The sequence below is a fragment of the Thermostichus sp. OS-CIW-31 genome, from assembly GCF_054060305.1.
The window spans coordinates 105026-118434 of the sequence record NZ_JBSSDA010000006.1; the positions used below are offsets into that span (position 1 = coordinate 105026).

Consider the following 13409-nt stretch of genomic DNA (forward strand, 5'->3'; position numbering starts at 1 on the left):
CTCAAAATGTTGACTATACAGACAAATTAGGGCAGCATTACACTAGGCGATGGAAAAGTCTGCTTCTTAGGTGATTATCAGTCATCTAGCTGCAGAAACACATGTTAGAGTGCATCAACTAATATTCGAGAGAGTCGCAGAATGACAGAGTATCTTATGGACAAGATAACTAATTACTCTAAAGATGGTCACAAAATTATTTGGGGAGATGCCCTGTGTATACTTGGTGAGGCGATTGAAGATGCTTCAATACACCTAATCTTTGCTGACCCACCATACAACATTGGAAAACGTTTTGGAAACTTTGTTGACCGCTGGGAAAGTGATGCAGAATATGCCAAGTGGTGTGAAAGATGGTTAGAGATTTGCATACGTAAGTTACGTCCAGATGGCAGTATTTATGTTATGAGCAGCACTCAGGCTATGCCTTATATTGATTTGTTTTTGAGGGAAAGGCTGACAATATTATCAAGAATAGTTTGGCATTACGATAGTTCAGGAGTACAAGCCAAAAAGTATTATGGCTCACTCTACGAACCAATTTTGTATGCAGTAAAAGACCCTAGAAACTACACCTTCAACAGTGAAGATATTGCGATTGAAGCGAGAACAGGAGCAGTAAGAAAATTAATTGACTACCGCAAACCAGAGCCAACACAATACAGTACAAAAAAAGTGCCAGGCAATGTTTGGTATTTTCCAAGAGTACGCTATAGGATGGATGAATATGAAGAACATCCAGCTCAAAAGCCAGAAGCCTTGCTTGAAAGAATAATTTTAGCAAGCAGTAATGCTGGTGATATTGTGCTTGACCCCTTTGCTGGAACATTTACAACTTGCGTTGTTGCCAAACGGCTAGGCAGGCTCTCGGTTGGTATCGAGATAAATTTTGACTATGTAAAGATAGGAATTAGACGGCTTGGGATTGCGGAAGAAATTAACGGCGAGCCGTTGTCTAAACCAACGAAAACTTATATTAGGCGTAATGGGGACAAGCAGAAATCACAAACTATTGATAGAGAGATAAGGTGATGTACCACGCATTTACAGATAGAATCATCCATATACTCAAAGAACACTTTGGCGAAGATTTGGCTCAAATTGTCTTTGAGAGTAGTCCTTTGTTGCAATACTTGAACGAAAAAACCCGTTCTGCAAATCGTGGCTCAAAGGCGCGCGGAGCTTTTGCCAATCATTATGCCTTATATGTTCTTGTAGAAGATTACATTAAGAAAGGTTACTTTGACCAACGCAAGGGTGAATATAACAAATACGACGGCGCACGTTTTTCCGACTTGTTCCGCAGACAAAGAGAACTTCCCTTTGGTGCAAAACTTCAAAACCACGCTCTAAATTCTCGTCTTAATGACGAATTCGCTAAATTCTTCCCAACATTGGGGCTCCGTCCAATCATAAGAGACCTTAAGGAACAACGATATTGGGTCAATGAAAAATTACTGGTTTTTAGTGTCACCAAAGATGGACAAGAATATCAAATCAATATAGCCAAAGCTGTCATTGACATCATAGATGCGTATGTAGAAACAAAGAAATCTGCTTTCCAATCTTTTCTTGAAGCGTGTCGCAAAATGTCAGAATTATCAGAAGTGGACACGAAAGGTGCTATAGAATTTATTAGGGCACAACTGCAACCGAACGTAGATGCAAGGATATTTGAGATAGTCAGTTATGCAATCTTGAAAGCCTATTATGGCGAACAATCCATATTTTGGGGCTGGACGGCAGAAGACCTTCAACAGGAGTATCTTGTCCTTTTCAAAACAGGAAGAACAAACGCAAATGATGGTGGTATTGATTTTGTAATGAAGCCATTAGGACGTTTTTTTCAGGTCACTGAAACCATTGATGTTAACAAGTATTTTTTAGACATAGACAAAATTCAACGGTATCCTCTTACGTTCGTTGTAAAAACAAATGATGATCCTGATGTAGTACAGCAAAGGCTGATAGAACAAGCGCAACGCAAATATGGAATAACCGCTATTGTTAAACGCCATGTAGAAGCAATTGAAGAAATAATCAATATTCCCTTGCTTCTAACCGTATTTGAATCACTTGTAGAATCTGGCAAATTATCAGACGTAATGGCAGAAATAATTCGACAAAGCCGCGTAGAGTTCAACTACGACGATGATGATGAAATAACAGACGACGAAAATGCGCTCTAACACGCGCTTGCACCTGACGCCGCTCCGCTGCGCTTCGCGGCGCAGGTGAAACGCAAACCGTTATGTTGCCAGCGCCAGAGTTGTGCCTAGTCAAGGTTGTTGGTAAGGGGGCGCTGGGGTCGGTGGGTAGCAGAAGCGATCAATACAAAAATTTACACAACATAATAAATCACTGCACCCGACCGTATGCTAAGCTATTCATATCATCCGAAGCCAGTGACCGCGGGTGAGTTCAGCCGTTATATTGCTTGTCTTATTAGTCAAATAGATTTAGTTTAGTCATTTGGAGACAGCATGTCAGAAGGTAAGTTCCAGAACTATGCTCCACTTAACCCAAACACAGCAGAGAAAAAGTTTTGGGAATGCCTCAAAAAGACATTTCAGAATGAGCCATGCGTAGCTTACTTTAGGTATCCAATTTTTAAACGCACAGGCAATCTCACCAGAGAACCTGACGTTATCTTTATGCACAGAGATTTAGGATTGTGGGTATTTGAGTGTAAAGGGTGCAGTATCGCTAACATTGAAAGTATCGAAGGGCATCAGTGGAAAATGACTAATTGGCATAGGGAAGAGGAATTGCCTATGCTTCAAGCTGAGGATGGCATGCTTGCAATAAGTGCGAAACTCGCAGAACGAAGAGAAACACGAGGACTGGTCACCTCACACTACAGAGTGGTGTTACCCTTTGTTAAAGGGCAAGAATGGCAAGATAAGGGATTTTCTGACTTGCCCTGTACCCAAGGCGTTGTTTTGCTGGAGGAGGATCTCAAGCCATCGACTCTCCGAGAAAAACTACAGTTGGGCGCTTGCGAAAAACCACAGCGTCCTCTATCTGATGAACAGTGGCAAAACATCGTTGCTTTACTGGGCGGTTCGCTACCAAGACAAGAAGCTAGAGCCATACCCACAGGAACACCACCCGAAAATCCTGTAAGAGTCATCCATTATCTGGAATCTCGCCTTCGTTTTCTGGACGATCAACAGCAAAAGGTAGCTTTTGAGGTTCCAGATGGCCCTCAGCGTGTTAGAGGATTAGCAGGAACAGGGAAAACCGTTCTATTTGCCAAGAGAGCCGCAAAAATCCATGCCGCGCACCCTGACTGGAAAATTGCTTTTGTGTTTTTTACACAGGCACTTTACGACCAAATCATAGGTTTAATCAGTCTTTACTATCGTGAAATGGTTCGGCAGGATGAAGGAGATGTAGAGCCAAACTGGCACAATGTACAAGTACTACATGCTTGGGGTTCAAAAGAGCGTAACGGTTTCTACCGTGACTTAGCCCAAAAATCGGGAATATGTCCTCTGAGTGTCAAGGATGTAAGAGAGAGGATGGGGCGCAACTGCTCTCCATCAGAGGCTTTTGAGTATGTTTGCGATGATCTGGAGAAAAGGGTACCGAACATACCTGTACTTTTTGATGCGATCTTGATAGACGAAGGACAGGATTTGCCCCCATCCTTCTATCGATTAGCTTATAAAAGTTTATCTGACCCAAAACGACTTTATTGGGCATACGACGAAGCACAGGGGATTGGAACCCTGACGGTACCTCGTCCTTTGCATATCTTTGGGCTTAATCCAGATGGAACACCAGTAGTAGATTTAGGTGGGAACAAACTTCCTGATGGAACCATAACCAGCCCTACCTACGAAGGAGGACTGCGCAAGGCACACAATTTAAACCGATGCTACCGAACACCTAAAATGCTTCTCATGGCTGCTCACGCTATCAACATGGGCTTACTGCGACAAGAGGGTTGTTTGCAAGGAGTGAGTAACAAAGAGGATTGGGAAAAACTAGGTTACACTGTTCTGGATGGAGATTTTTCAGATGCAAGTGTCAAAGCTGGCAAAACAGTCACAGTTACGCGCGAGGCAAAAAACAGCCCTCACCCCATAGACAGTGATGATTTTCCTCACAAGGACGCTTTAGGCTCACCTTTACGCATCCAGACTTTTTCGGATGAGTTGGAAGAGCAGGAATGGATTGCTCAACAAGTGGAGGAAGATCTGAAGTTAGGCTTCGACCCTTGGGACTTGTTGATTACTTGCCCCACTGGTGATAAAGAACAGCAGTACTTTGAAGCAATAAAATCTAAACTCTTAAAGCGAGGTATCCAAAGCGTTATTGCAGGTGTTGATACAAATCGGGATATCTTTCGCATGGATAACTGCATCACGATCTCAACAATTTTCCGAGCCAAGGGCAATGAGGCGTGGAAGGTTTATGCTTGCAGATTTCATTGTGCTACCCAGCCATTAGCTTGGAGAGGAGAGTCAGAACTACAGAAGCGTAACGAAGCCTTTGTTGCACTTACACGAGCGCGTATCTGGTGCGTTGTAACTGGGGTTGAGGGTGCGAGCCCAGTTTTTGAAGAATTGAGAGCTATTGTGCAACAGTACCCAAATCTAACCTTTAAAGCATTCAATCAATCCTCATTGAAAAGGATTAATGATGAAGATTTTGAATAGCAAATTAGAAACTCGTATCAATATTTGCTACCAATTGTAAGTGCAACATAACAAATCACTGCACCCGACTTGAAGCTATACTTTAGTCATTACCCAAAACTATAGCTAGGTAGGTTAAGGTTGTCGCCTTAAGATTCTGGGAAACCAATGTGGGGCTACGCCCAGCGACCCATATCATGCCAACCTTTGTATGCTTAGCTATACTGGTGGCGGGTGAGTTCAACCGTTATGTTGCCAGCGCCAGAGTTGTGCCTGGTCAAGGTTGTTGGTAAGGGGGCGCTGGGGTCTGCAGGTAGCAAAGGCAATCGGTGTAAAATCTACACAACATAACGAGTCGCTGCACCTGACCCAGTGTTATGTTCTGAGCAGTTCCTAAAGCTGTTAGTAGCAGGTGAGCTTAGCCGTTAGCCAGCGCGACTTAATCTCAAGTGTAATAATATCCAACATCGAGGAGTTGGAAAGATGAACACAGTGATTACCATTCCTCTGGATGCAGATACAGCGAGACTTTACAGTCAAATTCCTGCTGACCTGCAAAGAAAGTTTCAGTTGTTACTTAACCTTTGGCTGCGCGACCTCATCGTACCACCGCGTCCCCTTCAGGTTGTCATAGATGAAATCAGCCAAAAAGCACAGGAGTGTGGCTTAACTCCTGAGATACTGGAATCTCTGCTGAATGTCGAATGAACCATGCTTTGTTTTTGATACCAATGTTGTTATCAGTGCGCTCCTGTTGAGATGTTCTGTCACTCGTCAAGTCTTTGACAGGGCAACACAGAGAGGCAAATTGCTTATCTCACGTGTGACCGTTGAAGAATTGAGCGATGTCCTGCGGCGCAAAGGATTTGAAAGGTATATAACCGAGGAAGAACGGATGGAGTTCTTGAGCACTTTTGTTAGAGATGGCGTCTTGGTGGAGATTGTAGAGCGCGTGGCGACGTGTCGTGATCCCAAAGACGACAAGTTTCTTGAACTGGCTGTTAATGGCAAGGCAAGATGTGCGTGCCGTTAGATGTACCCAGAGACAAGATGATGAGCAAGCTCAAATGCCCTCATTGCGGGAACCCAGGGATCCCTGTCCTCTGCAAGGTGTGCCTCGGCTCAACTGTGCCTGCGACCTGCAAAGCGTTATGAATCTTTGTTTGAGTCGTAATTGAGAGGAAATAGGTGAGCTATAATTCCTAATGGACTTTTCTTTTCATTGCAGGTTGGGTAATGCAAAAACAGGAAGTCCTTACATTACTGGCAAATCACCAGAACACTCTGAAGGACTTTGGCGTAAAGTCTCTAATGCTCTTTGGTTCAGTAGCAAGGGATGAAGCGCAAACAGACAGTGATATCGATCTGCTAGTAGAGTTTGACCGTCCAGTTGGATTGTTCACTTTTGTACGCTTGAAACGATATCTAGAGGAAATTTTAGAGAGTCCGGTTGATCTAGGTACGCCTGACTCCCTCAAGCCCTATCTGCAAGAATCCGTTCTCCGGGAGGTGGTTCGTGCCTTCTAGAGATTGGCAGAACAGAGTAAGATCGGAAATAGAGGCAATTAAGTTAGATGAGGATCCCTCTGGGCCAGGATATATGGTTGTTTCAGACTGCAGGAAAGCAACTTGGGGATCCCAGGTTCCCCTAGTTTGCTTTGGGAGACAGATAAGGGGTATGTTTGTGTTGGCCGGTTAGAGATCGAAGGCAGGACAAATGTCCCAAACTTGTTCGGAATGACTATCGCAAACGGAGCTATTGTACTGGCTACCGTCTCATCGCCATTTGAATTGACTATAAGTAAACACACAAGCTCTCAAGCACGGGGGGGCAACGGTGGGCATTGGATCCCGGGAACCAGGGATTCCAGCAAGCCGCTACAGGCATCCCAGAGCAGCTCGATCACGTAATGGAATCCAGCCTCACCCCCGTAGTAGGGATCCGGAACTTCTTCGTCAGAATGAGAGCGGCAATAGCTGCACATCAGGCGCACTTTCTCGGCATATTTTCCCTGGGGATCCAAGCTGAGAATGTCGCGGTAATTTTGTCGATCCATAGCCAGGATCAGGTCAAACTCGCGCAGGTCGGCAGGTCGAATCTGGCGGGCCTTGCCTTGTAGCTCTAGGCCATAGCATCGGGCTGCTTGTTGCATGCGCCTATCTGGGGGGCTGCCGATGTGATAGGCTGCCGTACCTGCTGAGTCGCAGATAATTGCTTCCTTATGGCCGCTGCTGCGCAAAAGGTGATTGGTGATGCCCTCAGCAGTGGGAGAGCGACAGATGTTACCCAGACAGACAAACAGAAGCTTTTGGCTCATGGCAACCTCCCCATCGGATCCCATGTGTGGGCCCACCACAGGATGTATCCGCCTGCAACAGCGGGACGGATTCCCTTTCTATTTTCCACCAAGAGCCGCTGCAATGTTTTGTCGGCGGCTATCGTAACATTGCAGATTTAATTGAACCGACAAGGGATCCCCAGGCATTGCTGCAGCAGCTTCAGGTATTCTTGTCCCTCCATGAGAAAGGCACCAAAACGGGCCAGGTGCGGGTTCATCAACTGAGCGTCGAATAGGCGAAAGCCCCGCTCCCGTAAGTGCTCCACCAACTTCACCAAGGCCACCTTCGAGCCGTTGGGGATGCGGTAGAACATGGACTCGCCGATAAACGCCGCTCCAAGGGCAATACCCAGGATCCCGCCTGCCAAGGTCTCTCCCTGCCAGGTTTCAAAGCTGTGGGCAAAGCCAGACCGGTGCAGAGCTGCGTAAATCTGCTTCAGCTCGGGGCTAATCCAGGTTTGGGGACGAGCGGCACAGCCCTCTACCACCTGCTCAAAAGCGCAGTTCAGCCGCACCTGAAAGCGACCGCTGCGCACCAAGGGCCGCAACGAACGGGGGCAGTGAAATCGCTCATCGAGGGGGATCACCGCGTGCTGGTCGGTGCTGTACCAAGCCAGGGATCCCGCCTTTTCGTCGGCCATCAGAAAGTAGCCTTGGGCATAGCCTGCCAGAATGGTGGCCAGATCCACCTGCATCGCCTCAGTTGCGCTCCTCAAGATTGCCATTCTGGAGAGAGACTGGCAAAGTCTCCCCCATTAGCCCTGGGGTGGCAATCCACACAGCCGCTCACCCGCACAGGAGTGGGAAACTCCACCTGCAGATGCAAAGCGCGGAAATAGCGGGAATCTGCCAAGCGATAGGGCACCTGTTCCCCCTGTCGCAGGGGCCGGGAGTTGGGCCGCAAATAGCCCCAGGCCAGTTGTAAAGCCACGCCGCTCAGGGGCTGGATCTGCTGGCCATAGTGGTTGGGATCCTGCAGCAGCCGTCGCCAGGTTTCGGTGGGCAACACTTGGGCGGGCAACGCCACATGGCAACCACCACAACTGCGCACATATTGAGCTTGCTCCAGTTGGGCTTGAGTCAGGCCCTGCTGCGCTTGTGCTCCCAGGTTCTGCGCTGATCCCGCCAGCAGGGATCCCATAAACCCGGCCAGGATGACTACCATGCTGCAAATCCAAAACCGCCGGCGTCGTCCTTGCAAAGGAGCCATGCTCTCACACCCAATGCCCATGCTTTCCCACTCTAGATCAGGTGGCCGCTCGCCACAGTGGGACGGAGTCCATAAGATCCGGCCTCAACTGCTGGGATCGACTTGATCGACTTGGCCTATTTTTGGAGGAGCTTGAGAGATCGCGGATCTCCTGCTGCATTTTCCGCATTTCTTGAGGCATCTCCCGCAGCTCCTCTTGGGCTTGATCCGTGCAGCGCTCGATGGCGCGGGTGCGCCTGTCAAAGCCGGCGACGGTCAAGTTTTTGGATCCCTCTCTGGATCAACCTGGCCAGAACCAGAGGGGAGGCTGTCTGGGTTTAAAATAGCGGGGCTGCAGACTTTCCCACCAAGCGCTCATGAACCTACCCAGCTTACTCTGGCCGGATCCCGACGGGATCCCAGTGCCCTCTCAACCGGGGATCCTTGGCATTTTGGCTTCCGGCAATGGCAGCAATTTCGAAGCTATTGCCCAAGCCATTGAGGCTGGGGAACTGCAGGCCCAGATTGCTGTGGTCATCACCAACAATCCCAAAGCTTATGTGCGGCAGCGGGCCCAAAAGCGAGGGATCCCTTGCGTCTTGCTCGACCACCGAGACTACCCCTGTCGCGAAGACCTGGATGCAGCTATCCTCCAAGTGCTCTGGCAGCATCACGTGGAATGGGTGATCATGGCCGGGTGGATGCGCCTGGTTACCCAGGTGTTGTTGTCTGCCTACCCGGATCGCGTCCTGAACCTGCATCCTAGCCTGCTGCCCAGCTTCAAGGGCCTGCGGGCTGTTGAACAAGCCCTGAAGTGCGGTGTGAAAATCGCCGGCTGCACCGTTCATCGGGTCACCCTGGAAATGGACAGTGGCCCCATCGTGGCCCAAGCAGCCGTGCCGGTTCTGCCCGAAGATACTGTGGAATCCCTTTACCGGCGCATCCAGGCCCAGGAGCACCGCCTCTACCCACTGGCCATCCGCCTCTGCCTGGCAGAGGGATCCCTGCTACCCAAGTCTTCGGGGAAGCTGCACAATTGAGGTTAAGTCCAACGCTGGCGCATCCCATGGCCGAGATCCCGCCTCTCCTCGTCTTCGATAGCCCGGTGATCCTGGCCGGTCGTCTGGCTCTATGGCAAGAGTGGGCTCGATTTGGGGTGTGTGTGCTGCCACAGGCAGTGATGGCCGAGTTGGAACGCCTGACCTGGCAGGCCATTGATCCCCAGGAAGAATCGACAGCCCGCGAGTTTTTGCGCCACTGGCCCAGTCTAGGGTTTGCCGTCTCAGAAGCCCGTGCCCTGGTGGGTGGCGCCGGTGCCGGCGATCAGTCCATGAGGGTACGCTTGGAAGAAGCGATTGCCGAATGCGCCTATGCCCTGGCCCAGCAGCAGCCGGGAACGCTGGTGGTTTTGGTCAGCAACGACCGGCCTTTGGTGGGGCGAATTCAGGATCTGGGTCTCAACAACCTCTGTGCCATCTCCTTGGCGGAGCTGAACCGGTGGATGCGTCAGCAGCAGCGCCCTCAGGCTGTGGTTATGGCTTTGAATCGGTTACCAGGGCCACCCATTCCTGCCGCCCAGTTGACGTCCTCTACCCTCGCTCCACCTGCCCGTCCCTTGAGTTCCTCTCCAGCTTCCGGGAACCCCCCCGCCCAGGCGCGGCAGCGGTCTGGAGCTGCTCAGGTGGGGCCGAGCAGAACCCCTCTCCGGACTCTTTTGAAAAGCCTACAGAATACCCTTGCGGTGTTGCTGGCTCTGGTTTTCTTCTCGGCAGCCGGGTTACTGGCCTGGCGTTTGCTCGATCCGGAAGGAAGCGAAGGGATCTGGCAGCGGCTACCTCTCTCTCGGATCCCTTGGATTCGGGATCTGTAGTCCTCAAAGCTACTGCTCAGCAATTGTAACGTTAAAGCCCTTATTTTTCAGGGTTTCCGCATGATAGCGGGCATACTCCAGTTGCTCAAATGCTGCCAACTGCACAAACTTCTGGCCATTCACATCTTTGACAAAGGCCCCATCAGAAACTTCTCGAGCACGTGCCAAGCTCTCATCTCCCGAGTAGGTAGTGAGCACCAAGAAGGTTCCCTCGCCGCGGTTCGGCCCCAGAGAGTCTACGCTGTTGTCGCTTAGGGGCACCACGTTCTGGGATCCCGCAGAAGTAGGCGATGAAGGTTGGGACGGGCGCTCCAGGCTGGCTGCCAACTGCTCCACCGTTTGCAAGCTGGGGGGAGAGGGTTCCTTGGAAGCCAAGGCCAAGTCGGTCTGCAGGCTGTCCAGCAGGTTAGGAACGCCTTGAAGAGGATCCACCTGTACGTCCTTCAAGTCCGGGGTGGCCGTCAAGCCCAGCGCCAGCCGATCCGGATCCAAGCCACCGGAATAGAACTCCTCTCCCACCTGCCCTTCCACCGGTTCCAGTGGGATCAGGGGCAACTGGGCCAAATCCAGCTGGGCAGGGATCCCTTCTTCCGCCCTGCTGGCAGCACTTTGGGGCAGGGACAGTTCTTCCGGCCAGATCAGCCAGCGCACCCCAAAGCCAATCCCCGCGCAGGAAAGCACCCACAGCAGCAAGACCCAGAGGGGCGAAAAGGCCCCGGAGGGCCGCGGCATCTCTTCCTCTTCCAAGTCTTCCACCACCTCTTGAATGAGCACAGGTGAAGGGCGCTGTACAGAGCTGGTATTCCCAAGCTGACCTGCTCGTGGGGGCGGGACAGAGTCCATGCGCTGCAAACGCTGCCAGAGGCGGAATCGCTCCAGTTCTTTCAGCACATCCAAATGCAGATGGCTCAGCGCCTCCTGAAGAGCAAGTTGAGGAACTGGATGTGAATGGGACTGCTGTGCCGGAGACAGGGGTTGGGTAGGGTCTGGGGGAAGTGGAGAAGGACTCATAGACAGCCCACACTCAACTTGATGTAAAGTCGGAGAGCAAACAATGCCGATCCACTGTTACAGCCGGAAACAGCCTAACAGGAGAACCCACCTTGGGAACAAGGATTGCCAGCGCCCCATACCTTGCCATAAACCACCATGCCACAGGGCTATGGCAGTCTTCTAGGGCTTTGCCTCCAGATAGAGGGCACGCACATCTGTCGGTAGGTTCTGAAGCAAGATCTGGCGGGCAGAGGCAACGATGGCATCCACGTCTTCTGGAGCAAGGTAGTATCCGTCAGCCTTGAGTTGGTCGGCAATGCGAACCGGTGGCCAGCCAAAGCGATCCCGCAGCAGCAGAATGAAGCGCAGATCCCCCGGCAAGGTATCCAAACCAGCAGTCAAATAACAGGCCAGTGCCGGTGAAAGAGAGGACTTTGCCCCGCCTCTGGTGGAGTCGAGACTGCAAGAAGCTTGAGGGCGGGTGGGGATCCCATCCAAGGATTGGATCAGCTCACGGGTTTGCTCCGCCAGCCAGGGTCGCAGCACAGGATCCCCTTCGCCAGCCGCTTCTTCCACAAGGCTGTGGACATCTAGGCGCTGTAGGCGCGGGTAAAGCCGCAACCAAACCTGCTCTCGATAGGCAGCCCACTGCTCGGGCGGCAGATGTTCGGCAAGGATCCCGTCCACCCACTTGCAGTAGCGGCAAAACAGGCCGATGAAGTAGCGCGCCACCTCCGGCTGCCGTTGAAAGGCCCGCAGCAACTCCAGATCGCTGTAATGGGCCACCCCCCGCACGATAGGGGCGTTGCATTCCGGCCAAAAGGCGGTAGCTTCGGGCATGAGAATTTCTCCCGCAGAAAAATCCCTAGCTATTCTCCAGGATCTCCCGGCAGGCGGATAACAACTGCTCCTGCTCCGGCAGGGTGCGCAGGCCAATGCGCAGGTAGCGATCTCCCAGCTCGGGAAAACTCAGGCAATCCCGCACCAGAATCCGGTGCCGCTGCAGCAGCGCCCGCTGAATTTGCGTGGCAGAGCCAGGGCAGCGCACCAACACAAAATTGGCTTGACCAGGCCAGGGATCCCAGCCGGGCAGTGCTTGCAAACCCCTGAACAAATGCTCTCGGGCCACGGGTAGCCAGGCCAAGGTGCGCCGGCGGAAGTCCTCATCGGCCAAAGCTGCCGCCACTGCCACTCCCGCCAATCCGTTGACGCTCCAGGGATCCCGCCACTGTCGCCAGCGCTGCCAGTGATCCGGGTGCCCCACCGCAAAGCCAATGCGCAAGCCGGGCAGTGTGAAGAACTTGGTGAGGGAACGGATGACGATGGTGTTGGGATGAGCCGCCAGGTAGGGGATCAAAGTTTGGCTGCGGGGCATTGCCGACGGGCTGGAGTTTAAGCTCAGGGTGGGCTCCCCCGGCAAAAAGTCCATAAAAGCCTCGTCCACCACCACCCGGTCGAACTGGGGCAGGAGAGGCAGGATATCTTGCTGCGGGATCAGCCAGCCCGTCGGGTTGTGGGGGTTGTTTAGCCAGAGCACCCGGTTTCCCTTGCCTGCCACCGGAAGGGGTTCCTGCAGAAGGGTAAAACCGGCGGATCCCTGGCCGGGGAAAAAAGGCAGCGGCTTGATGGTTACCCCTGCTGCCCGCAGAGCCCGCGCATAATCCCCAAAAGCAGGCTGGGGCAGCCATACCTCCCGCCCTTGCGCATCCCGGGCTGCCCAGGTGAGCAACTCCGCTGCCCCATTGCCCACAAAGATCCACTCAGGATCGACGGCCCAATGGTTGGCCAAACAGATGCGCAAGTCCCGATAGTCGGGATCCGGGTAGCGGCTGATTACAACCGGGTCTGCTGCAGACAGCGCCTGAGTCAGAGCTTGCAAGACCGATTCCGGTGGGCCCAGCGGATTCAAGCTGGCCGAAAAATCCAGAATCTCCTGGGGAGAGCAGCCAGCGATTGCTGCTCCCCAAGCCCAATTGCCACCATGTCGAGGCTGCTCCACGCCCTACCCAGCAGCCGTTCGCGTCAGCGGGACGGAGTCCTTGTCCCAACCCGGCGAAATTAAGATTTCCCCCCTGCTACTGCTTCGCGGAATGACTTGCCCGCCGTAAAAGTGGGGACGATGCTCTCTGGGATCACCATTTTTTGGTTGGTTTTCGGGTTGCGACCTTCCCGCTCTTTGCGCTTGCGAGCCTCAAAGGAGCCGAAGCCCACCAGGGTCACCTTCCCCTTGGGTTCACCGTTTTCATCGCGGGATGCGACCTCTTCGACAATGATCTCCAGTGCGGCGGAAATGACAGCCTCCGCTTCTTTTTTGGTTACATTGGCGCGATGAGCGACGGCATCAACAAGTTCTGCCTTGTTCATCCTGATCT

15 protein-coding genes are annotated in these 13409 nt (G+C 52.0%); 8 read left to right on the forward strand and 7 right to left on the reverse strand.

Going from position 1 to position 13409, the window contains the following annotated elements:
- The first annotated feature begins 141 nt into the window (after positions 1-141).
- The 6 genes from yhdJ to ACVWY9_RS05465 all read left to right on the forward strand — a co-directional run bounded on the left by yhdJ (position 142) and on the right by ACVWY9_RS05465 (position 6173).
- The gene (gene yhdJ / locus ACVWY9_RS05440) at positions 142-1032 is read left to right on the forward strand and encodes an adenine-specific DNA-methyltransferase (protein ID WP_457387729.1); all 891 of its coding nucleotides are present in this window, start codon (positions 142-144) and stop codon (positions 1030-1032) included.
- Positions 1032-2189, forward strand: coding sequence for a restriction endonuclease (locus ACVWY9_RS05445; protein WP_457387730.1), 1158 nt, complete (start codon positions 1032-1034; stop codon positions 2187-2189). Before yhdJ ends, ACVWY9_RS05445 begins: the two co-directional genes overlap by 1 nt.
- Before the next feature lie 294 nt (positions 2190-2483).
- A complete protein-coding gene (locus tag ACVWY9_RS05450) occupies positions 2484-4667 on the forward strand; it encodes a DEAD/DEAH box helicase (RefSeq protein ID WP_457387731.1) in 2184 nt (727 codons plus the stop codon).
- A 462-nt stretch (positions 4668-5129) separates the two neighbouring features.
- Positions 5130-5354 (forward strand): hypothetical protein, encoded by a 225-nt coding sequence (locus ACVWY9_RS05455; RefSeq protein WP_414418970.1) that lies wholly within the window; start codon positions 5130-5132, stop codon positions 5352-5354.
- Positions 5344-5679: a putative toxin-antitoxin system toxin component, PIN family gene (locus ACVWY9_RS05460; protein ID WP_414329508.1), complete on the forward strand. Its 336-nt coding sequence runs from the start codon at positions 5344-5346 to the stop codon at positions 5677-5679. The genes ACVWY9_RS05455 and ACVWY9_RS05460 overlap by 11 nt, the downstream gene beginning before the upstream one ends.
- 203 nt (positions 5680-5882) lie before the next feature.
- Entirely contained in the window at positions 5883-6173 is a 291-nt protein-coding gene (locus ACVWY9_RS05465; RefSeq protein WP_414329506.1) for a nucleotidyltransferase family protein, read from the forward strand.
- A 290-nt stretch (positions 6174-6463) separates the two neighbouring features.
- On the opposite strand, the gene ACVWY9_RS05470 is transcribed toward ACVWY9_RS05465, so the two are convergent.
- The 3 genes from ACVWY9_RS05470 to ACVWY9_RS05480 form a co-directional block, all read right to left on the reverse strand.
- Positions 6464-6964, reverse strand: coding sequence for a low molecular weight protein-tyrosine-phosphatase (locus ACVWY9_RS05470; protein ID WP_011432541.1), 501 nt, complete (start codon positions 6962-6964; stop codon positions 6464-6466).
- Between the two features lie 137 nt (positions 6965-7101).
- Entirely contained in the window at positions 7102-7680 is a 579-nt protein-coding gene (gene aat / locus ACVWY9_RS05475) for a leucyl/phenylalanyl-tRNA--protein transferase (RefSeq protein ID WP_414347239.1), read from the reverse strand.
- Between the two features lie 17 nt (positions 7681-7697).
- Positions 7698-8195: a hypothetical protein gene (locus ACVWY9_RS05480; protein ID WP_457387732.1), complete on the reverse strand. Its 498-nt coding sequence runs from the start codon at positions 8193-8195 to the stop codon at positions 7698-7700.
- 356 nt (positions 8196-8551) lie between these two features.
- Between ACVWY9_RS05480 and purN the strand changes: the two genes are divergently transcribed.
- Entirely contained in the window at positions 8552-9214 is a 663-nt protein-coding gene (purN, locus tag ACVWY9_RS05485; RefSeq protein WP_414343433.1) for a phosphoribosylglycinamide formyltransferase, read from the forward strand.
- Complete coding sequence (locus tag ACVWY9_RS05490; protein WP_457387733.1) at positions 9211-10044, forward strand: PIN domain-containing protein; 834 nt, start codon at positions 9211-9213, stop codon at positions 10042-10044. Before purN ends, ACVWY9_RS05490 begins: the two co-directional genes overlap by 4 nt.
- A gap of 9 nt (positions 10045-10053) precedes the next feature.
- Here the strand turns inward: ACVWY9_RS05490 and ACVWY9_RS05495 are convergent, their stop codons facing one another.
- The 4 genes from ACVWY9_RS05495 to ACVWY9_RS05510 form a co-directional block, all read right to left on the reverse strand.
- Positions 10054-10935 carry a hypothetical protein gene (locus ACVWY9_RS05495; protein ID WP_457387734.1) on the reverse strand — a complete coding sequence of 294 codons (882 nt, stop codon included), beginning with the start codon at positions 10933-10935 and terminating at the stop codon, positions 10054-10056.
- A gap of 282 nt (positions 10936-11217) precedes the next feature.
- Positions 11218-11877 carry a hypothetical protein gene (locus tag ACVWY9_RS05500; RefSeq protein WP_457387735.1) on the reverse strand — a complete coding sequence of 220 codons (660 nt, stop codon included), beginning with the start codon at positions 11875-11877 and terminating at the stop codon, positions 11218-11220.
- 25 nt (positions 11878-11902) lie between these two features.
- Entirely contained in the window at positions 11903-13036 is a 1134-nt protein-coding gene (gene cobD, locus ACVWY9_RS05505; RefSeq protein WP_457387736.1) for a threonine-phosphate decarboxylase CobD, read from the reverse strand.
- 59 nt (positions 13037-13095) lie between these two features.
- Positions 13096-13401: an HU family DNA-binding protein gene (locus tag ACVWY9_RS05510; protein ID WP_414332065.1), complete on the reverse strand. Its 306-nt coding sequence runs from the start codon at positions 13399-13401 to the stop codon at positions 13096-13098.
- Positions 13402-13409: the final 8 nt, after the last annotated feature.

Bases quoted from the DNA above. Each gene is read 5' to 3' on its own strand.
- yhdJ (WP_457387729.1), top strand. From the start codon at position 142: ATGACAGAGTATCTTATGGACAAGATAACTAATTACTCTAAAGATGGT.
- ACVWY9_RS05445 (WP_457387730.1), top strand. From the start codon at position 1,032: ATGTACCACGCATTTACAGATAGAATCATCCATATACTCAAAGAACAC.
- ACVWY9_RS05450 (WP_457387731.1), top strand. From the start codon at position 2,484: ATGTCAGAAGGTAAGTTCCAGAACTATGCTCCACTTAACCCAAACACA.
- ACVWY9_RS05455 (WP_414418970.1), top strand. From the start codon at position 5,130: ATGAACACAGTGATTACCATTCCTCTGGATGCAGATACAGCGAGACTT.
- ACVWY9_RS05460 (WP_414329508.1), top strand. From the start codon at position 5,344: ATGTCGAATGAACCATGCTTTGTTTTTGATACCAATGTTGTTATCAGT.
- ACVWY9_RS05465 (WP_414329506.1), top strand. From the start codon at position 5,883: ATGCAAAAACAGGAAGTCCTTACATTACTGGCAAATCACCAGAACACT.
- ACVWY9_RS05470 (WP_011432541.1), bottom strand. From the start codon at position 6,964: ATGAGCCAAAAGCTTCTGTTTGTCTGTCTGGGTAACATCTGTCGCTCT.
- aat (WP_414347239.1), bottom strand. From the start codon at position 7,680: ATGCAGGTGGATCTGGCCACCATTCTGGCAGGCTATGCCCAAGGCTAC.
- ACVWY9_RS05480 (WP_457387732.1), bottom strand. From the start codon at position 8,195: ATGGCTCCTTTGCAAGGACGACGCCGGCGGTTTTGGATTTGCAGCATG.
- purN (WP_414343433.1), top strand. From the start codon at position 8,552: ATGAACCTACCCAGCTTACTCTGGCCGGATCCCGACGGGATCCCAGTG.
- ACVWY9_RS05500 (WP_457387735.1), bottom strand. From the start codon at position 11,877: ATGCCCGAAGCTACCGCCTTTTGGCCGGAATGCAACGCCCCTATCGTG.
- ACVWY9_RS05510 (WP_414332065.1), bottom strand. From the start codon at position 13,401: ATGAACAAGGCAGAACTTGTTGATGCCGTCGCTCATCGCGCCAATGTA.